The sequence below is a fragment of the Mesorhizobium sp. WSM2240 genome (genome assembly GCF_040438645.1).
Lineage (GTDB): Bacteria > Pseudomonadota > Alphaproteobacteria > Rhizobiales > Rhizobiaceae > Allomesorhizobium.
Map to the genome: position 1 here is coordinate 3,523,468 of NZ_CP159253.1, position 19,245 is coordinate 3,542,712.

The window sequence follows — 19,245 nt, forward strand, 5'->3', positions numbered from 1 at the left end:
ACAGCCGTTCTTTGTGGCGCAGGTGCGCTCAGCCCTCGCCGAGGTCGCGTACCGCGCCGCGCGAGGCGCTGGTGGCGAAGGCGGCATAGGCCTTCAACGCCGTGGTGACTTTGCGCTTGCGCTGTTCGGCGGGTTTCCAGCCAGCGGCATCCTGCTCTGCGCGGCGGGCGGCGAGCATCGCCTCATCGACGGCGAGATGGATGGTGCGGTTCGGGATGTCGATCTCGATCCGGTCGCCTTCGCGCACCAGGCCGATGGTTCCGCCCTCGGCGGCTTCCGGCGAGACATGGCCGATCGAAAGACCGGACGTGCCGCCCGAAAAGCGCCCGTCGGTGATCAGCGCACAGGCCTTTCCCAGCCCCTTCGATTTCAGATAGCTGGTCGGATAAAGCATCTCCTGCATGCCGGGGCCGCCGCGCGGGCCCTCGTAGCGGATGACCAGCACGTCGCCTTCCTTGATATGGCCGGAAAGGATCGCCTTCACCGTCGCGTCCTGGCTCTCAAACACGCGCGCCGGGCCGGCGAACTTCAGGATGCTCTCGTCCACGCCAGCGGTCTTCACGATGCAGCCGTCCACCGCGAGATTGCCGCTGAGTACCGCAAGTCCGCCATCCCTTGAGAAGGCGTGCTCCACGTTGCGGATCGCGCCCTTTTCACGGTCGAGATCGAGCTCGTCCCAGCGCCGTTCCTGGCTGAAGGCGACCTGGGTAGGCACGCCACCGGGTGCCGCCATGAAGAATTTGCGCACGCTTTCGCTGTTGCTGCGCGAAATATCCCAGCGGTCGAGCGCGTCGCCTATCGTTGATGTGTGCACGGTCGGCAAATCGCGGTTGATGAGGCCGGCTTTGTCGAGCTGGCCGAGAATCGCCATGATGCCGCCGGCGCGGTGGACATCTTCCATGTGCACGTCGGCCTTGGCGGGTGCCACCTTGCACAGGACGGGCACGCGGCGCGACAGCTGGTCGATGTCTTCAAGATCGAAATCGATCTCGCCCTCATGCGCCGCAGCGAGGATGTGCAGAACGGTGTTGGTCGAGCCGCCCATGGCGATGTCGAGCGTCATGGCGTTCTCGAACGCGCCCTTCGACGCGATGGTGCGCGGCAGCGCTGTCTCGTCGTCCTGCTCGTAATAGCGCTGGGCGAGATCGACGATGAGGTGTCCCGCCTCGACAAACAGCCGCTTGCGGTCGGCGTGGGTGGCGAGCGTCGAGCCATTGCCGGGCAGCGACAGGCCAAGCGCCTCGGTCAGGCAATTCATCGAATTGGCGGTGAACATGCCCGAGCAGGAGCCGCAAGTCGGGCAGGCGGAACGCTCGATGGTCTTGACGTCCTCGTCAGAGACCCGGTCGTCGGCGGCCGCGACCATGGCGTCGACAAGGTCAAGCGCCTGCGTCTTGCCGGCCAGCACCACCTTGCCGGCCTCCATCGGACCGCCGGAGACGAAGACGGTCGGAATGTTAAGGCGCAGCGACGCCATCAGCATTCCGGGCGTGATCTTGTCGCAATTGGAGATGCAAACCATGGCGTCGGCGCAATGCGCATTGACCATGTATTCGACGGAATCGGCGATGATCTCGCGCGACGGCAGCGAATAGAGCATGCCGTCATGGCCCATGGCGATGCCGTCATCGACGGCAATGGTGTTGAATTCCTTGGCGACGCCGCCGGCCTTCTCGATCTCGCGTGCGACGAGCTGGCCGAGATCCTTCAGATGCACATGGCCCGGCACGAACTGGGTGAAGGAGTTAACCACGGCGATGATCGGCTTGCCGAAATCCGAATCCTTCATGCCGGTGGCGCGCCACAAGCCGCGCGCGCCGGCCATGTTGCGGCCATGGGTTGTGGTGCGGGAGCGATAGGGCGGCATAGCGTGGTTCCTGGGTGGTCGGCTTACTTATGTGTGGGCGCGCGGCCTTTGCCGCAACCATTTCCCTTGCTGATAGCGAAAAGCGGCGGTCGCGTCACCCGTAATGTGTGCTGGCGCATCTTCCCTTCCCCCTGATCGCGGAAGCGGGAAAGGCGGAATAGCTCGGCGGTCGCCCCCTCCACCACGCTTCGCGTGGTCCCCTCCCCCGTAAACGGGGGAGGATCTGCTACCTCACCCCACCGGCACGACATCGACCGACTGCTCGCCCGCCTGGCCGCCAGTGGTCTTCAACACGCCGACGATCGGGGCTACGTCGGAATAGTCGCGGCCATAGCCGACGGTGATGTGGTCGTTGCCGGCACGCATGGCGTTGGTGGGATCGAATTCCTGCCAGCCCATTTCCCTGCCGCACCAGACTTTTACCCAGGCGTGCATGGCGTCCGACCCTTCGAGCCGTTCCTTGCCCTCCGGCGGGATGGTGCGCAGGAAGCCCGAGACATAGCCGGCCGGAATGCCCAAGCCGCGCAGGCCGGCGATCATCACATGCGAAAAATCCTGGCAGACGCCTCGCTTCAGCCTGAACGCATCGGCTGCATGGGTTGCTACGGTGGTCGCCTCATTGTCATAGGCGAATTCGTCGTGGAGACGTCGGCAGAAATCGTTGGCGACGGCGAGCACCGAGCCGGAGGAAAGGCTTTCCGCCGCATAGGCGGTGATCGCCGGGTCGATGCCGGCATGGTCGCTGGAGGCGAGGAAATGATGCGGCGCGTCCGGCGCGAGCGACAGCACCTGCCGGATCTCCTCGCTGAGCGCCGGCACGGTCGGCGAGACGTCGAGGCCGGGTTCCGACCGTTTGACCGCGACGCGCGCGCTCATCTTCACGTCGAGCGTCTCATGCGCGTCTCGATAGGCGATGGAAGCGGCGTGATTGCCGAAGAAATCGCTGAATTCCGCGCGCTCTATCGGCTCGGGCGAAAACGACAGGCTTGCTGCAATCACCCGCTGCACGCCGGGTATGGTCTGCGGCATGACGCGGACCTGATGCCTGCCGCCGCCGGCCCAGGATTCGTAGTCATAGTGGAGGGTCAGCCGGATATCGTAGTGCATGGGAATAAGTCCGCTTTGTCGATGCTAACCTGTCAAAATCGGCGCCGCCCCTCACCCTTACCCTCTCCCCGTGTAGAACGGGGAGATGGGTCGTCAGCGTTGCGGCCAGCATCCTTCTCCCCGTCATACACGGGGAGAAGGGCCCGGCACGGGGATGAGGGGCAGTTTCATTCTTACCCGAAATACGTCCTGGCAAGCGTTTCGTAGAGGCCGCCAATATCCCATGCCAGCGTATCGAGCGCTTCCGGCGTCATCTCCGCCGGCTCCCGGATCGCGAGCGAAGTATGCAGGCGCAGGACCTCCTTGGCGGCGGGGGAGAGATGGCCGGCAGCGCCCCTGCCCGGCAGATGGTCGATCTCCGTCTTCAGCCGTTCGAGCTGGAACAGCACCGAGCGCGGATTGAGTGGGTCGAGCGCCAAGAGGTCGACCACGGTCAGCCGGCTTGAGCGGACATGATACTGGCGGCGGTGGGTCATGACGCTGTCGCCGATCTCCAGCATCATGTCGAGAGCGCCGTCCGGTGCGTCTTTATACGTCGCGCGCGCGAGCGTGCGGGCGATCTGGATGGCGCGTTCCAGCCGCCGGCCGATTTCGAGGAACCGCCAGCCAGTGAAGCGGTACATGTTCTCGTGCAGCAGGCCTGAAAATCCCGCAAGCTTGCGCAGCAGGACCGTCATCGCCCGCGTCGCGTCGTCGCCGGGCGCAACAGTCGCGGCGAACTGGTGCACGGTCTTCGACAGATCGCGCAACGCCAGCCAGCCATCCGGCGAGAAGCGGTCGCGGATCTGTCCGGCGCTGTAGACGGCGCTGTCTATATTGGCGATCAGCCCGGCCGGAATGGCGGCCTCGAGATCGATGCCGAACGGTTCGAGATAGTCGCGGACGTCGGAAAGCAGCGGCAGGTCCGGATCCGAGGTTTCGGCGAGCCGCACATGGTACGCGCGCAGTGTGCGAACCGTGTCTTCCGAGCGTTCGATATAGCGGCCGAGCCAGGTCAGGTTTTCCGCCGCGCGGCTCGGTAGGCTGCCTGGAATGCTGCGCACGAAATCGTCGCCCTCAGCCGGCAGCAGCGTGTCGCGCTCGACCGGCCGGTTGCTCACAACCCAGACGTCGGCGGCCTGGCCGCCGCGCTGCATGGCGATCGCCTTCGCATCCAGCGTGTCGCCGACACGGGCGAAACCGCCGGGCATCACCACCCAGCCGTCGGCCGTGCGCGCCAGATGGACCCGCAAGATGGCAGGACGCGGCTCCAGCCGGCCGTTGACGAAGACCGGCGTGGTCGACAGCGTCACCGCTTCCTGACCGACAAAATCGCCCCCATTTTCCGTCAGATCCGCCAGCAGTTGCTGTCTTGCCTCCGGACCGAGCGAGGCGCCAAGCATGGTCGCATCGTCGTCCTCGAAGGCCAGCCGCGTCGACAGGGCCGGGCCGACCATCATCCGATCGAGGTTTCCCTTGACATGCCGGCGTTCCTCGTCCTGGCCGCACCACCATGTCGCAATGCTCGGCAGGAAAAGCTCCTCGCCTCGCAGCGCCCTGGAAATTCGAGGCAGAAAGGCCAAGAGCGCGCGGGTCTCGACGAACCCCGAGCCGAGTGCGTTGACCAGGGTCACCGAACCATGCCGCACCGCCTCGCTGAGGCCTGGCGTGCCGATGTGGGAATCCGGATTGAGTTCGAGCGGGTCGGCGAAGGCGGCGTCGAGCCGCCGCCACAGCACGCTGATCGGTTTCAATCCGGATACGGTTCGCACCATCAGCCGGCCGCCGGAAACGGTCAGGTCCTCGCCTTCGAGCAGCATGATGCCGAGATAGCGGGCGATGTAAGCGTGCTCGAAATAGGTTTCGTTGAGCGGCCCGGGCGTCAAGATTGCGGCGCGGCCGTCCCGATCGCCGATCATGCCGATGAGCGTGTCGCGGAAGCGGCGGAAGAAGCCGGCAAGCCGGTGCACATGCATGTCGCCATAGATGTCGGACAGAGCGCGTGTCGTGGCGACGCGATTCTCCAGCGCGAAACCCGCGCCCGACGGCGCCTGCGTTCTGTCGCCCAGCACCCACCACTGGCCGCCGGGACCGCGCCCGAGCTCGAAGGCGCAGACATGCAGGAAATAGCCGCCAGCCGGCTTCACGCCGGCTACGGGGCGCAGATATTCCGCGTTCGATGCGACGAGGCCGGGTGGCAGCAGGCCCTGCGCGACCAGCCTGTTGTCGCCGTAAATATCGGCGACGATGGTTTCCAGGAGGTCGGCGCGCTGGATCAGCCCGGCGCTGATGGCGGCCCACTCATCTTCGTCGATGAGAAGCGGGATATGGGCGAGCGGCCATTCGCGCTCCTTCACCCCCACCTTGTCGTAGAAGCGGTAATAGACGCCGGCGTCGCGCAGATACTGGTCGGCGCGGGCAAAGCGCTGCGCAAGCTGCTCAGGGCCGATGTCCTCGAGCGCGGCGATGAAATCACGCCAGACGGGCCGCGGATTGCCGGCCTCGTCGACCATCTCGTCGGCGACGCCGGCCACCGGCCGGTAGCCGTCCAGCAAAATGCCGGGGCTCGGCCCTGCCCTCTCGCGCTTCTGATTCCCCTCAGCCATCGCCAATCACAATCTCGGCGGCCGCCTGAGGTCAAGCGTCAGCGGAAATTCGTCCGATGGTTCCTCGGGCCGGATCTCGAACGCCGACGGCGTGTGGCCGCGCGGCTCGAAGCGGGCGAGCCGCCGCGCCTCGGCCTCGTTGGCGTTGACCGGGAAGGTCTCGTAATTGCGCCCGCCGGGATGGGCGACATGATAGACGCAGCCGCCGACCGAGCGGCCGGACCAGCGGTCGTAAATGTCGAAGGTAAGCGGGGTGTTGACCGGCAGCGCCGGATGCATGCCCGAAGACGGCTGCCACGCCTTGTAGCGCACGCCGGCAACCGCGATCTCGCGATTGTCAGTTGCCTTCATCGGCACGACGCGGCCGTTGCAGAGAATAGCGTGGCGCTCGGGATTGAGGCCTTCGGCTTTGACCTGCAGCCGCTCGACGGAAGAATCGACAAAGCGCACCGTACCGCCAATCGTGCCCTGTTCACCCATCACATGCCACGGCTCCAGCGCCTGGCGGAGCTCGAGCTTTACGCCGGAGTATTGAACTTCGCCGCAGAAGGGGAAGCGGAATTCGAGCTGCGCGTCGAACCATTCCGGGCGGAAGGCAAAGCCGTGCTGCGCGAGATCGTCGAGCACGTCGAGAAAATCGGCCCAGACATAGTGCGGCAGCATGAAGCGGTCGTGCAGCGCCGTGCCCCAGCGGGTGAAACGCCCGTCGAGCGGAGCTGTCCACAGGCGGGCGATGATGGCGCGGACCAGCAATTGCTGGGCGAGGTTCATGCGCGCATTGGGCGGCATTTCGAAGCCGCGGAATTCGACCAGCCCCAGCCGGCCGGTCGGGCCGTCGGGCGAAAACAGCTTGTCGATGCAGATCTCGGAGCGGTGGGTATTGCCGGTGACGTCGGTGAGGACATTGCGGAAAAGGCGGTCGACCAGCCAGGGCAGCGGCGGGTTGCCCTGGTCGGGACGCGGCACCTGCGCCAGCGCGATCTCCAGTTCGTAAAGACTGTCGTGGCGCGCCTCGTCGAAGCGCGGCGCCTGGCTGGTAGGGCCGATGAACAGGCCGGAAAACAGATAGGACAGCGCGGAATGGCGCTGCCAGTGCAGCACCAGGCTCTTCAACAGGTCCGGCCGGCGCAGAAACGGGCTGTCGTTGGGCGTGGCGCCGCCGACCACGACATGGTTGCCGCCGCCCGTGCCGGTGTGGCGGCCGTCAATCATGAATTTCTCCGCGCCGAGCCGGGTCTGGCGCGCTTCCTCGTAGATAGCGGTGGTGGTGGCAACGCAGTCGCGCCAGCTCGAGGCCGGATGGATGTTGACCTCGATGACGCCGGGATCGGGCGCGACGCGGATGACGTTGAGCCGTGGATCGTGCGGCGGGCCGTAGCCTTCGATGTGGACCGGCAGGCCGGTCTTCTTTGCCGCGTTCTCGGCCGCCGCGACAAGGTCGAGATAATCTTCCAGCGCTTCGGTGGGCGGCATAAAAACGCAGAGCCGGCCGTCGCGCGGTTCGACGCTGATTGCGGTGCGCACGGCGCCGCCGATCTCGCCAAGCTCCTGCTCGACCCGGTTCTGCTGGCCGGTGACGGCGGTGAAGGACGCCGCAGCCTGGCGGCGCGCCATTTCGTCCGCGCCGGCCGCTTCCGCAGGAGACGCGGCGGCTTCGCGCGGCGGCAGCGGCCCGCGCGGCACTGACGGGTCAACAGGCACGATGAACGGAAATTGCGACGGCGGCACATAAGGCAGCGTGCCGAGTGGAAGGCGGTAACCGACGGGGGAGTCTCCGGGTACCAGGAAAAGCCTGCCGCGCCGCGTCTGCCATTTCTCCGACCGCCAGCGGTGGCCGGCGGCTTCGGCATTCCATCGCTGCACCGGCAGTACGTAGCCGGAGGGCTGCGTCAGCCCACGCTCGAAGACGCGCGCCATGCGGCTGCGCTCCTCCGGATCGTTCAGCTTCGAGTCGGATGGATCGACGTTTTCCGGCAGCTTGCCTTCCTTGAGCAGCCATTCGGCCGGATCCTCATAGGCCTCTGCGACCATGCCGGTATCGATGCCGAGTTCGCCGGCGATCGCGGTGAGCAGCGTTTCGGCCTGCTGCGGCGTCGTCTTGCCGTCGGCCTTCTCCGTGGCGATTAGCGACGGATCCATCCACACCGGCTCGCCGTCGGTGCGCCAAAACAGTGAAAAGGTCCAGCGCGGCAGGGATTCGCCCGGATACCATTTGCCCTGCCCGTAATGGAGAAAGCCGCCCGGTGCGAATTTTTCACGCAGGCGGCGGATCAGCAGATCGGCCTTTTCGCGCTTGGTCGGCCCGACAGCGGCGGTGTTCCACTCCTCGGATTCGAAATCGTCTATCGACACGAAGGTCGGCTCGCCGCCCATGGTGAGCCGGACGTCTTCCTTTTGCAGCACTGCGTCGACCTCTTCGCCGAGCGCGTCGAGCGCCTGCCAGGAGGCGTCGGAAAACGGCTTGGTGATGCGCGGATGCTCGGCGACGCGATCGACGCGCATGTCGAACTTGAAATCGACATTGGCGAAGCTCGCCATGCCCGAAATGGGCGCGGCGTTGCGAAAATGCGGTGTGGCGGCAAGCGGCACATGGCTTTCGCCGGTCAGCAGCCCCGACGTCGGATCGAGCCCGATCCAGCCGGCCCCCGGAATATAGACCTCGCACCAGGCATGCAGGTCGGTGAAATCGTGCGTCGCGCCGGCGGGGCCGTCCAGCGCGACCAGATCGGGCTTGAGCTGGATCAGATAACCGGAGACGAAGCGCGCGGCGATGCCGAGATGCCGAAGCACCTGGACAAGCAGCCAGCTCGAATCGCGGCACGAGCCCTTGGCCAGCGCGAGCGTTTCTTCCGGCGTCTGCACGCCGGTTTCCAGCCGCACGATATAGGCGACCTCGCGCTGGATCCGTGCGTTGAGCGCGACGATGAAATTCACCGTGCTGGTCTCGGAACGATCGATCGTTCCCAGGAAGGCCGTGAGCAGCGGCCCGGCCGGCTCGGGCGTGCGGTAGATCGCCAGATCATCGCGGATGTCTTCGGGATATTCGAACGGGAACGCTTCCGCCGAGGGTTCGACGAAGAAATCGAACGGATTATAGACCGTCATGTCGGCGACGAGATCGACCTCGATCTTAAGTTCTGTCACCGGCTCCGGAAAGACGAAGCGCGCCAGGAAATTGCCGTAGGGATCCTGCTGCAGATTGGTGAAATGATTGGCGGGGCCGACCTTCAGCGAGTGGCTGAGCACTTTGGTTCGGGAATGCGGCGCCGGCCGCAGGCGGATTATTTGGGGCCCGAGAATGACCGGCCGATCATAGACATAGTGGGTCAGGTGATAGACGGCTGCCAGAATTGCCATGTGCGCCCGGTGCCTTTCGTCGGAAGGCCACCTTTCCACACTTCGTCTCGGGCCGCCAAGAATTTATTGCACTGCGAAGAAGGTCTGCCTTATGCGAGTTGAACGCCAGCCATGGTGTACAGCACGCCACTGGCTTGCTGACCTCTTCCCCCGCCCCGAGGGAGAAGACGGCTAAGCGCCGGGTACCGCTACTCGTCCTTCGGCTTTTCCTCGCCGCCGTCGGTTTCCGCCTGCTTGGCCCCTTCCTCAGCCTGGCGGCGAAGCACCTCGTCGGTGCCGACGATAGTCGTTTTGGTGGCGATGGTGGTGGATACCACGGAAACTGGGTCGCTGGCGGGGAACGTATCCTCCAGCCCTTCTTCGAGCTGCTCTTCGAGCGTCTCGGGATCCTGGGCCCTGCCCTCTGTTTTTCGCCCCATTTCCTCGGCATGCCGCTTCCGCTCCTCGGCCTGGCGCCGCTCCTCGGCTTGACGGCGGAGCACCTCGTCAGTGCCGACGATCTTCTTTGTTTTGCTGGCTATGGTCGTGGAGACGACAGAAACCGGGTCGCTGGCAGGAAAAGTATCCTCCAGCCCCTCCTCCAACTGTTCGTCCAGAGTGGTGCGGTCTTCAGCCCGGCCTTCGGTTCGGCGCGGTTTGTCGTCGTCGCCTTCGTGGGCCTTGCCTGTTCGGTGTTTGCGCGCGTCAGGCATGACTTTGCTCCATCCCTTGGCATGATCCAGAAATCATGCCGACTACTCAACATGTTGGAGCCATTTCCATCCCCGTTTCCGTGGGAATGGTAGAGCTCTGATGTCCTCGAAAACGAAAGTCAGCCGATAACGTTCCGCTTTGCCGCATTCGGTGCAACAATGCTGCGGGGGCGCAATTCGACTGGTGAGTGCGATGACTTCAGGATTTCGTTTCGTGGTGATCATGCTTGCGGCAATGCCGGCATCGGCCTGCTCGTCGCTTCCAGCCGCGATCGAGGCGGAAGTGGTGCGGTCGACCCTCTATGACGACATCCCTTGCGGAACACTCCAGGCTGAGCGCGCCGCACTGGTCAGGCAATATGGAGACCCTGAAAAGAATCCCGACAAGAGGCAGCCGGGCGACCCGGTGACGCCGACCGGCCTCAGCGTAGTCACGCCGGATTTCCGCTCTGCGGCGGAAAAGGAGCGCGGGATTGCCTGGGGCAAGATCGTGGCGATGAATTCGTCGATTAAGCGGCGGTGCAGCGCGTAGCGTCAGGCCGCAGAATACTGCGCGTCGGTGACATGCTCCAGCCATTCAACGGAGACACCGTCGAGCGCCTCCTGCATGGCGATATGTGTCATCGAATTGGCCGGCGCGGCGCCGTGCCAATGCTTTTCGCCCGGCGCGAAAAAGACCGTGTCGCCGGCGCGGATGTCCAGGACCGGCCCGCCCCAGCTCTGCACCTTGCCGAAGCCCGAAACGACGTAGAGCGTCTGGCCGAGCGGGTGCATATGCCAGGCCGTTCGAGCGCCGGGCTCGAAGCTCACCACCAAAGCCCGGATACGCGCCGGCGCCTCGGCTTCGACGATCGGTTCCTGCCACACCGTCCTGGTGAACCATTTGTCCGGCGCCCGGCGCGACGGCAACGAGCCGCAGGGGGTAATTTTCATGGCTTTTCTCCAAAGGCGGTGCTTTGCGCCTCAACATAGAGCGGCCGCGGCTTGGAGGGAAATGCCGATCATCGAACGCGCGGAATGCCCTTCTTTCTCACCTTCGCCAGAGGAAAAAGGCCTGCACGGATTCAATGAAGCTCGTCGATGGGCTTTTTCTGGCGGACGATCTGGCCGGCCTTGTCGACGGTTGGCTCGACGCTGTTGCTTCGCGGACCGGGCTCCACGTCGCCGGAAATCTCGGGATCCTGCACTTCGGAGACGCGGCTGCGCGTAGTCGAATCGCGGTCGTCTCGGCGCTTTACCGGCTCGCCGTCCGGCGGCGTCGGAAGCTTTTTCCTGGGTCCATCGGCCATGGCTTTCCCTTTCGCATGGATCGAAGGAAAAACGCCCGGCCGGTGGATCGGTTGCAGGGTTTGCGGGGCTCCCCTCCCCGTCGGGGAGGGATATCGCCTTACTCCACCACCGCCAGAACTGCGGCGCAGTCGCCGGCCTTGACCAGGCCCGGAAAATGCCGCGCGGCGAGCACTCCGGACATCTTTGCCCGGATCTCCTGCAGCACGCCACCCGTGCGTCCGACCGGGTAGATACGCGCCACGACCTGGCCCGCCTCCACACTCTCGCCGAGATCGATCATGGTTTCGATCAACCCGTCATTCTCGGCGAAAGAGAAACAATCGCCGGACGGCATATCGAGCCAGCGTGTAGGCTGCGCCTCTACGGCGCCAGAGACGATGCCGGCATGGCGCAGCACGTTGAGCGTGCCGCGCCGCGCGATCCGTACGGTTTCGGCGCGAGAGGTGCCGCCGCCGCCGAGTTCGGTGGTGACGAAAACCTTGCCCATCTCCTCAGCGGCCGTGTCGTACATGCCCACCGTGTCAATCTCGATCATCCGCATCGAATAGGGCGCGGAAAACGCCGCGACTGCGGCAAAGGCCTTCCGCTCCTGCTCCTTGTCTGGCAGCACATGGGCCGCGCAAAAGGGCAGGAAATCGAGCGTTTTGCCGCCCGAATGGAAGTCGAGCACGATGTCGGCCCGGGGCAAAAGATGCCGCTGGAAATAGTCGGCTATCTTTTCCGTCACCGTGCCGTCCGGGCGGCCCGGAAAGCTGCGGTTCAGGTTGCCCTTGTCGATCGGCGAGGTGCGCGTACCGGCCCGGAACGCCGGATAGTTCATCGCCGGCACGATGATGACCGTGCCTGAGACGTCCTTCGGATCGAGCGTACGGGCCAGGTCGTAGAGCGCCAGCGGGCCTTCATACTCGTCGCCGTGATTGCCGCCGGTGAGGAGCGCGGTCGGCCCCTCCCCGTTCCGGATCACGCAGACAGGGATCATCACCGATCCCCACGCCGAATCGTCGCGGCTGTAGGGCAGCCGCAGAAAGCCGTGCTGCACGCCGTCCGCGTTGAAGTCGACGGTCGGGGCTATAGGCGAAGGCCGAAGATTTGGCATCAGCATGGCTCAGTTCTTCACGAAAAGCTGGCGCGGGACATTGGCGAGGCACTCGACGCCGGTCTCCGTGATGACGATGCTCTCGGTGATTTCGAGACCCATCGTCTCCAGCCACAGGCCGGTCATGAAATGGAAGGTCATGCCGGGCTTCAGCTCGGTGCGGTCGCCGGGGCGCAGGCTCATGGTGCGCTCGCCCCAGTCCGGCGGATAGGAAAGACCGATCGGGTAGCCGGTGCGGTTGTCCTTGACGATGCCGTATTTCTTCAGGACCGCGAAGAAGGCGTTGGCGATATCCTCGCAGGCATTGCCGGGCTTGGCCGCCGCCAGCCCCGCTTCCATGCCCTCCAGCGTCGCCTTCTCGGCATCCAGGAACTCCTGCGTCGGCTTGCCGAGGAAGACGGTGCGTGAGAGCGGGCAGTGATAGCGGTTGTAGCAGCCGGCGATCTCGAAGAAGGTGCCCTCGCCCCCCTTCATCGGCCGGTCGTCCCAGGTCAAATGCGGCGCGGACGCGTCGGCGCCCGACGGCAGCAGCGGCACGATCGCCGGATAGTCGCCGCCTATGCCGTCGACGCCGCGCGTGCCGGCGTCATAGATCTCGGCGACGAGATCGCATTTGCGCATGCCGACCTCGATCTTGTCGACGATGCGCTGGTGCATGGATTCAACGATCCGCGCAGCCTTGCGCATGTAGTCGAGTTCCGTCGGGCTCTTCACCGCGCGCTGCCAGTTGACCAGCGCCGTCGTGTCGACGAAGCGCGCGTTGGGCAAATGCTTCGTCAGCGAGGCGAAGGCCGCGGCCGAGAAATAGTAATTATCCATCTCGACGCCGATGGTGAGCTTGCCCCAGCCCCTGTCGGCCAGCACGGTGGACAGGTAGTCCATCGGGTGCCGCTCCGTCGACTGTACATAATGATCGGCGTAGCCGACGATGTTGCTGTGGTCGAGATAGGCGGTGCGCTTGGCGCCGTTGGCGTCCTGGCCGCGGCCGAACCAGACCGGCTCGCCCTGCGGCGGCACGATCACCGCCTGGTGCACATAGAACGACCAGCCGTCATAGCCGGTCAGCCAGGCCATATTGGACGGGTCGGTGACGATCAGGAGGTCGACGCCCCTGGTCTCCATCGCCTTGCGCGTCTTGGCGAGGCGATCCGCATATTCGCCGCGCGAAAACTTCAGGATTGGTCCGGTCATTTTCTTGAAAATCCTCGTTTGTTGGGCCTCGCGGCCGGTCTTTCAGCTTTCGAAAATCGTCCCGGCGTTCGCCGCCAGTGCGCGGTCGCGCGCCAGCGTGGCGATGGCCGTATCCTGCACGCCGGTTCCGGTCAGGTCGGCGAGCGTGATCTGGTTGGGTGAGGTGCGTCCCGCGCGCAGGCCGGCGACGATCTGTCCAAGTTCCGGGAACTCCGCCTCGGCCCCGACCAGCCCTGCCTTGATTGTGTGGTGCAGTTCGCCGAGCCGTCGCGTCTGCTTCAGGCTGTCGGCAACGTAGAGGCCGGCCTTCGCCACAAGCGCCGGCTCGATCTCGTTCTTGTGCTCGGCATCAGAGCCCATCGCGGTGACGTGCTGGCCCGCCGAGAGCCACTCGGCTTTTAGAATCGGCGTCTCCGACGGGGTCGTGGTGACGATGACGTCCGCGCCTTTGACGGCCTTGGCCGGATCGCTTTCGGCGCGAACCATGATGCCCAGCCGCTCGCGCAGCGCTGCTGCCGCGGCTTCGGCCTTGACCATGTCGCGAGCCCAGATGCGTGCCTCGCGGATCGGCCGCACCAGCGTGAGCGCCTCGAGCTGCAGGCCGGCCTGCACGCCCGCTCCGAAAATGGCAGCCACGCTGGCATCCTCGCGCGCAAGGTGCTTTGCAGCGACAGCACCGGCCGCTGCGGTGCGCACGTCGGTCAGATAGCCATTATCGAGCAGCAGCGCCTCGACCAGCCCAGTGCGCGCGGACAACAGCACCATCATGCCGTTGACGCTCGGCAGGCCGAGCTTGGGATTGTCGAAGAAGCCGGGGCTGATTTTTATGGCGAAGCCGTCGATGCCTGGCACATAGGCGGTCTTGACGTCCACCTCGCCGCGATGCTCGGGAATATCGAGCCTGAGAATTGGCGGCATGGCGACAGGCAGTGTCGCCAGCGCCTGGAAAGCCCCCTCGACGCAGGCGACCGCATCAAGGTCCAGCCGCACGATCTCGCGCAGTTCGGCTTCGGTGAGAATGGTCATGCGGCTCATATGTCGCCCTCCCCAGGCAGCGGCGCCTCACCGCAGATGACCCGGCGATGCAGCGCCATATCGATGTTGCGGCCGGAAAGGAGGATCACAATCGGCCCTTCCGCGGCGATCTTGCCCGCGAGCAGAGCGGCGATGCCGACCGCGCCTGCCCCTTCGACGATCTCGCGCTCCTCGTTGTAGGCATGGTCGATCCCGGCGGCGATCTCATCCTCTGTGACCAGCACGATCCCGTCGAGAAGATCACGGACCATGGAAAAGGTCAGCCGATTTTCGAGGCCGACGCCGCCTCCGAGCGAATCCGCCAGCGTCTCCATTTCCTCGACCAACACCGGCTTGCCAGCCGCGAGACTGGCCTTCATGGCCGCGCCCCGCTCCATCGAGACGCCGATCACCTTGACCGACGGCTTTCGGCCTTTGACGGCAGCGGCGACGCCGGCTGCGAGCCCCCCGCCCGAAACCGGCGTCACCACCGTCGCGGCGTCCGGCACATCGTCGAGCATTTCCAGCCCGACGGTACCCTGACCCGCGATGACCGCCGCATGGTCGAAGGGGGGCACCATCGTGAGCCCTTCCTCCGCAACCAGCCGATCGACTTCCTCCTGCGCGTCGTCCTGGGATTTCCCGACGATGCGGATGTCGGCGCCGAGCCGGCGGATTTCCGAAACCTTGTTCTCCGGCACCAGCCGCGACATGCAGATCACCGCACGAATACCTTCGAGCTTTGCCGCATGCGCCAGCGCCCGTCCGTGATTGCCGGTCGAGGCGGCGATCACGCCTCGGCGCTTGTCGTCGGCGGAAAGCGAGGCGATGGCGTTCGACGCACCGCGCAGCTTGAAGCTGCCGGTGGTCTGGCGATGCTCCAGCTTCAGGTGAACCGGCACGCCTAACCGCTCGGAAAGACTCGTCGAAAGCACTGTCGGCGTGCGCGCGATTTTTCCTCCGATACGCTCGTGCGCCGCCTGGATGTCGGAGAGGGTGACGGTTTGATTTGTCATGGCAAGCTCAGCCTCGGCATGGTCATCAGCCGGCCGAACTCGGGCCGTGGTGCGTCGTCGCCGCAGAGGCGGAGACACGACCAGGCGCTCGCCAGATTGCTGGAGACCAGCGGCCGGCCGGTCGTCTTCTCGATCTCGGCGGCCGCAAGGGCGGCGCGCACCGCCGTGCATGAGATGAACAGCGCATCTGCGTCATCTGCCATTGCCTCGCGGGCGAGTTCGACCAACGCGGCCGGTGAAATCCGGGCCATGTCGCGGTCGTCGTCGAGCCCCAGGCAGGTAAAGCTGGCGATCTCGAAGCCGTGCTCCGCGAAATAGGCCGCCATCGGGCGGCTGGTCTCGACCGTGTAAGGCGTCAGCACGCTGATCCGCCGCGCGCCGAGCGCCCGCAAGCCGTGGACGCCGGCCAGCGGCGGCGTCACGACCGCGACGCCGGGTTTTGCTTCGCGGATCGCCGCTTCGATCTCGGCATCGCCGATGACGACCGAGGCCGAGGTGCAGGAATAGCAGATCGCGTCCAGTTTTTCTCCCGGCAGGATTAGTGCTGCCGCTTCGGTCAGCGACGGCTGCATGGCGCGCAGATTGTCCGGCGTCACGGGGTTCGCGAATGGGATGCGCGCGACATAGACGCCGATATCCGGCCCGGCCACCATGCGCTGGAAATCAGGCTCGGTCGTATGGTCGGTCGAAAGGATGATCAGCCCGACGCGCTTCTTAAGCGGCCGCGCGTCGAGAGCGGGACGCACCGGATGCAGACGGATTTCGACGGGTGGCTTCATGAGAGCGGACATGGTTTGGGTTCTAGCGCTCGATCCGGCCGTACCGTGCTTCCAGCCAACGCAGCAGGATAACCGAGAACAGGCTGATGACGAGGAAGAACGCTCCGACCAGCGTGATCGGTTCGATGTAGCGGTAGCTGGAATTCGCGACGCTTTTTGCCTGGTTCATCAGTTCGAGCACGGTGATGGCCGAAAGCAGCGGCGTTTCCTTGAACATGGCGATGAAGTAGTTGGCAAGAGCCGGGATCATCGGCGGCAACGCCTGCGGCAGGATGATCCGCGTCCAGGTCTGTGCAGCGCTGAGGTTACAGGCTTTCGCCGCCTCCCACTGGCCGCGCGGCACATTCTCGATGCCGGCGCGATAGACCTCCGCCGTGTAGGTGCCGTAGTGAAGGCCAAGGCCGATGACGCCCGCCACCAGCGGCGAGAGCAGGATGCCGATGTCGGGCAGCACGAAGAAGATGAAATAGAGCTGCACCAGTAGCGGCGTGCCGCGGATGAACTCGGCAAGGAAGCCAACGGTGCGCGACAGGAGTCGGTTCGGCGAGCGCCGTGCCAACGCAATGGCCAACCCGACGATAGCGGCCAGCGCCGAGCCAAGCACTGTGGCGAGGATGGTTATCTTCACGCCCTCGACGAGCGTGGGAAAAATCTGCCAGACGAAGTTCCAGTCCCATTCCATCAGGCTCGAACTCCGTCGAGGCCGCGCGCCATGCGGCGTTCAAGCCCGCGCACGCCCCATGAGATGACGAGGGCAAAAGCGAAATAGAGAAGCAGGATGGTGGTGAACGGCACCAGAGTGTTTCCGGTCTGGGCGCGCACCACCTGCGCCTGAAACGTCATGTCTGTCAGCGAAATCAGCGACACCACCGCCGTCGCCTTCAGCAGCTCGATCGCATTGTTGCCGAAGGTCGGCAGCATCACCAGGAGCGCCTGCGGCAGGATGATGTGGCGCATGCATTGCCAGCGGCCGAGATTGAGCGCGGTGCAGGCCTCGTACTGCTCGCGGCCGACCGATTTGATCGCGCCGCGCACCACTTCCGCGCCGTAAGCGCCAACATTGAGGCCAAGCGCCAGAATGCCGGCCTGCAGCGGCGTCAGCGAGATGCCGAAGAAGGGCAATACGAAATAGGCCCAGAAAAGCTGTACGAAGATCGAGGTGCCGCGGAAGAATTCGATATAGACGGTCGCCAGCGCACGCACCGCGAAGAAGCGCGACAGCCGGCCGAGCCCGGCCAGGAACGCCATAACCAGCGCCAGCGCCGATCCCAACACGGTGAGCTGGATTGTGACCAGCGCGCCGTCGAGGATAAGGCCGATATAGCCGGACCATTGGGTCATGAAGGGGTTCTATCGCTTCCTGAATTAAGGTGAGCGCTGCCCCTCACCTGCCTGCCGGCATCCTCTCCCCGTATCCTTCGACAAGCTCAGGACGGGGAGAGGAGAGACGGCCGCAACGCTGGTGCCCCCTCTCCCCGTACTTTCACGGGGAGAGGGCAAGGGTGAGGGGCGATTCTGCTACTGCGCCGCGCAGAGCTTTTCGCGCGAGGTTGACATAGCCGCCGCGGCCGAGAAGCCGTAGGGCTCGATGATCTTGGCGAACTCGCCCGATTCCTTCAGCTTGGCGAGCTCGACGTCGAATGCGTCGCGCAGCGCTTCGTCGCCCTTCCTGAAGGCGGCGCCATCGCAATAAACGGGAGCGCCCTCGACAGGAGCGACCACTTCGAGGTTCGGGTCATTGGCCTTGCTGGCGAGGTCGTTGATCGACAGGACTGGCAGCGAATAGACGTCGATGCGGCCGTCCTGCAGCATCTTCAGGCCGCTCTGGCCATCCGGCACCACGATGACGCGGTCGCGCGGCACACCCGCTTCGAGCGCCAGCTTCTCTTCCGTGCCGCCGCCCGGCGCACCGATCGTGCCGGTCGGATCCTTGGCGATGTCGGCGAAACTCTTGAAGCCCTTCGGATTGCCCTTCTTGAGCAGGAATGCTTCGGCGTCGCAAAGCACCGGCTCGGAATAGGCGACGGCGGCGCAGCGCTCCGGCTTCATGAACAGGCCGGCGGTGACGGCGTCATGACGGCCGGCCTGCAGGCCAGGGATCATCGCGCCGTATTCCGAGATCGAGGCGACGATTTCCGGAACCCCGAGGCGCTTGAATATCTCGCGGGCCACATCGGGCGCGGCGCCCGAGACCTTGCCGTCGGCGCCGACTGCCGTGAAAGGCGGCTCATTGGCGATGGCGACGCGGGCAAAGCCCTGCGCCCTCAGCTCCTCGAGCTTGTTGTCGTCGGCAGCGCTAGGGCCGGAAGCCACGAATGCCGCCAAAATGGCCGCGGCCGCCACGCCGGCAGTGCCGGCCAGAATTGCTATTTTCTTCACTGTTCCCAACTCCATGGTTTTCTTGTGTGGTTCACTGCTTGCGGCATTTTCGCCGCGCCATTGCGGTCAGACCCGATGTCCGGCCGCGATGATCTTTTTCAGGAAGGTCTGCGTACGCTCCTGCTTCGGATGCCTGAATATCTCGTCGGGCTTGCCCTCCTCGACGATCCTGCCGCGGTCGAAGAACAATATCCGGTCGGCGAAATCGTGGGCGAAGCCCATTTCGTGCGTGACGAGCAGCATGGTCATGTCGGTCTCGGCGGCGAGCTTGCGCATGACGTTCAGCACCTCCTCGACCAGTTCCGGATCTAGCGCCGAGGTCACCTCATCGAACAGCATGATCTTCGGCGACAGCGCCAGAGCGCGGGCGATGGCGACACGCTGCTTTTGCCCCCCGGAAAGCTGCGCCGGCATGGCTTTCGCCTTGTCGGCCATGCCGACCATGTCGAGGAGTTCCATCGCCCGCTTCTCGGCCGCGGCGCGCGGCATGCCCTTGGTCAGCATCGGCGCCAGCGTGACATTGTCGAGCACGCATTTGTGCGGAAACAGGTTGAAGAGCTGGAAAACCATGCCGATCTTCTGGCGCATCCTGGTCAGATGGCGCTCGTCCGCCGGCAGTAGCTGGCCGTTGCGCTCCATGTGGTAGAGCTGTTCGCCGTCGACCTGGATGTGGCCGCTGTCGATCCGCTCCAGCGTCATCAGGATGCGCAGGATCGTCGTCTTGCCGGAGCCCGATGGGCCGATCAGCGCCAGCTTCTCGCCCGGCATCACCTGCAGCGACAGGCCGTCCAGCACCTTAAAAGAGCCGAAGCTCTTGGAAATGTTATCTATTTTTATGATGGGCGCGGGCATGCGTTTCCCTGTCGGAGGCC

17 protein-coding genes are annotated in these 19,245 nt (G+C 64.8%); 1 reads left to right on the top strand and 16 read right to left on the bottom strand.

Annotation, left to right across the window (positions count from 1 at the left end):
• Window positions 1-28 precede the first annotated feature (28 nt).
• The 5 genes from ilvD to ABVK50_RS17480 all read right to left on the bottom strand — a co-directional run bounded on the left by ilvD (window position 29) and on the right by ABVK50_RS17480 (window position 9,608).
• A complete protein-coding gene (gene ilvD, locus ABVK50_RS17460; protein WP_353645372.1) occupies window positions 29-1,867 on the bottom strand; it encodes a dihydroxy-acid dehydratase in 1,839 nt (612 codons plus the stop codon).
• 231 nt (window positions 1,868-2,098) lie between these two features.
• Window positions 2,099-2,974 (bottom strand): transglutaminase family protein, encoded by an 876-nt coding sequence (locus tag ABVK50_RS17465; protein ID WP_353645371.1) that lies wholly within the window; start codon window positions 2,972-2,974, stop codon window positions 2,099-2,101.
• A gap of 173 nt (window positions 2,975-3,147) precedes the next feature.
• On the bottom strand, window positions 3,148-5,559 hold the full coding sequence (locus ABVK50_RS17470; protein WP_353645370.1) for a circularly permuted type 2 ATP-grasp protein: 2,412 nt from the start codon (window positions 5,557-5,559) through the stop codon (window positions 3,148-3,150).
• 6 nt (window positions 5,560-5,565) lie between these two features.
• Window positions 5,566-8,916 (bottom strand): transglutaminase family protein, encoded by a 3,351-nt coding sequence (locus tag ABVK50_RS17475; RefSeq protein ID WP_353645369.1) that lies wholly within the window; start codon window positions 8,914-8,916, stop codon window positions 5,566-5,568.
• A 188-nt stretch (window positions 8,917-9,104) separates the two neighbouring features.
• A complete protein-coding gene (locus ABVK50_RS17480) occupies window positions 9,105-9,608 on the bottom strand; it encodes a hypothetical protein (protein ID WP_353645368.1) in 504 nt (167 codons plus the stop codon).
• Between the two features lie 193 nt (window positions 9,609-9,801).
• Between ABVK50_RS17480 and ABVK50_RS17485 the strand changes: the two genes are divergently transcribed.
• Window positions 9,802-10,140: a hypothetical protein gene (locus ABVK50_RS17485; protein ID WP_353645367.1), complete on the top strand. Its 339-nt coding sequence runs from the start codon at window positions 9,802-9,804 to the stop codon at window positions 10,138-10,140.
• Window positions 10,141-10,142: 2 nt separating this feature from the next.
• Here ABVK50_RS17485 and ABVK50_RS17490 read toward each other — a convergent pair whose 3' ends face one another.
• From ABVK50_RS17490 to ehuA, 11 genes are all read right to left on the bottom strand, one after another.
• Window positions 10,143-10,541, bottom strand: coding sequence for a cupin domain-containing protein (locus ABVK50_RS17490; protein WP_353645366.1), 399 nt, complete (start codon window positions 10,539-10,541; stop codon window positions 10,143-10,145).
• A 131-nt stretch (window positions 10,542-10,672) separates the two neighbouring features.
• On the bottom strand, window positions 10,673-10,897 hold the full coding sequence (locus ABVK50_RS17495) for a hypothetical protein (RefSeq protein ID WP_353645365.1): 225 nt from the start codon (window positions 10,895-10,897) through the stop codon (window positions 10,673-10,675).
• A 98-nt stretch (window positions 10,898-10,995) separates the two neighbouring features.
• Window positions 10,996-12,000 (bottom strand): N(2)-acetyl-L-2,4-diaminobutanoate deacetylase DoeB, encoded by a 1,005-nt coding sequence (doeB, locus tag ABVK50_RS17500; RefSeq protein ID WP_353645364.1) that lies wholly within the window; start codon window positions 11,998-12,000, stop codon window positions 10,996-10,998.
• Window positions 12,001-12,003: 3 nt separating this feature from the next.
• Entirely contained in the window at window positions 12,004-13,185 is a 1,182-nt protein-coding gene (gene doeA / locus ABVK50_RS17505) for an ectoine hydrolase DoeA (RefSeq protein ID WP_353645363.1), read from the bottom strand.
• Between the two features lie 42 nt (window positions 13,186-13,227).
• A complete protein-coding gene (eutC, locus tag ABVK50_RS17510) occupies window positions 13,228-14,220 on the bottom strand; it encodes an ectoine utilization protein EutC (RefSeq protein ID WP_353645362.1) in 993 nt (330 codons plus the stop codon).
• Complete coding sequence (gene eutB, locus ABVK50_RS17515) at window positions 14,217-15,215, bottom strand: hydroxyectoine utilization dehydratase EutB (protein WP_353645361.1); 999 nt, start codon at window positions 15,213-15,215, stop codon at window positions 14,217-14,219. The genes eutC and eutB overlap by 4 nt, the downstream gene beginning before the upstream one ends.
• Window positions 15,212-15,994, bottom strand: a complete 783-nt coding sequence (eutA, locus tag ABVK50_RS17520; protein ID WP_353645904.1) for an ectoine utilization protein EutA — start codon at window positions 15,992-15,994, stop codon at window positions 15,212-15,214. Before eutA ends, eutB begins: the two co-directional genes overlap by 4 nt.
• A gap of 22 nt (window positions 15,995-16,016) precedes the next feature.
• The gene (gene ehuD / locus ABVK50_RS17525; protein ID WP_353645360.1) at window positions 16,017-16,676 is read right to left on the bottom strand and encodes an ectoine/hydroxyectoine ABC transporter permease subunit EhuD; all 660 of its coding nucleotides are present in this window, start codon (window positions 16,674-16,676) and stop codon (window positions 16,017-16,019) included.
• Complete coding sequence (gene ehuC, locus ABVK50_RS17530) at window positions 16,676-17,335, bottom strand: ectoine/hydroxyectoine ABC transporter permease subunit EhuC (RefSeq protein ID WP_353645359.1); 660 nt, start codon at window positions 17,333-17,335, stop codon at window positions 16,676-16,678. Before ehuC ends, ehuD begins: the two co-directional genes overlap by 1 nt.
• 177 nt (window positions 17,336-17,512) lie before the next feature.
• A complete protein-coding gene (gene ehuB, locus ABVK50_RS17535; RefSeq protein WP_353645358.1) occupies window positions 17,513-18,373 on the bottom strand; it encodes an ectoine/hydroxyectoine ABC transporter substrate-binding protein EhuB in 861 nt (286 codons plus the stop codon).
• A 66-nt stretch (window positions 18,374-18,439) separates the two neighbouring features.
• The gene (gene ehuA / locus ABVK50_RS17540; protein ID WP_353645357.1) at window positions 18,440-19,225 is read right to left on the bottom strand and encodes an ectoine/hydroxyectoine ABC transporter ATP-binding protein EhuA; all 786 of its coding nucleotides are present in this window, start codon (window positions 19,223-19,225) and stop codon (window positions 18,440-18,442) included.
• Window positions 19,226-19,245 lie beyond the last annotated feature (20 nt).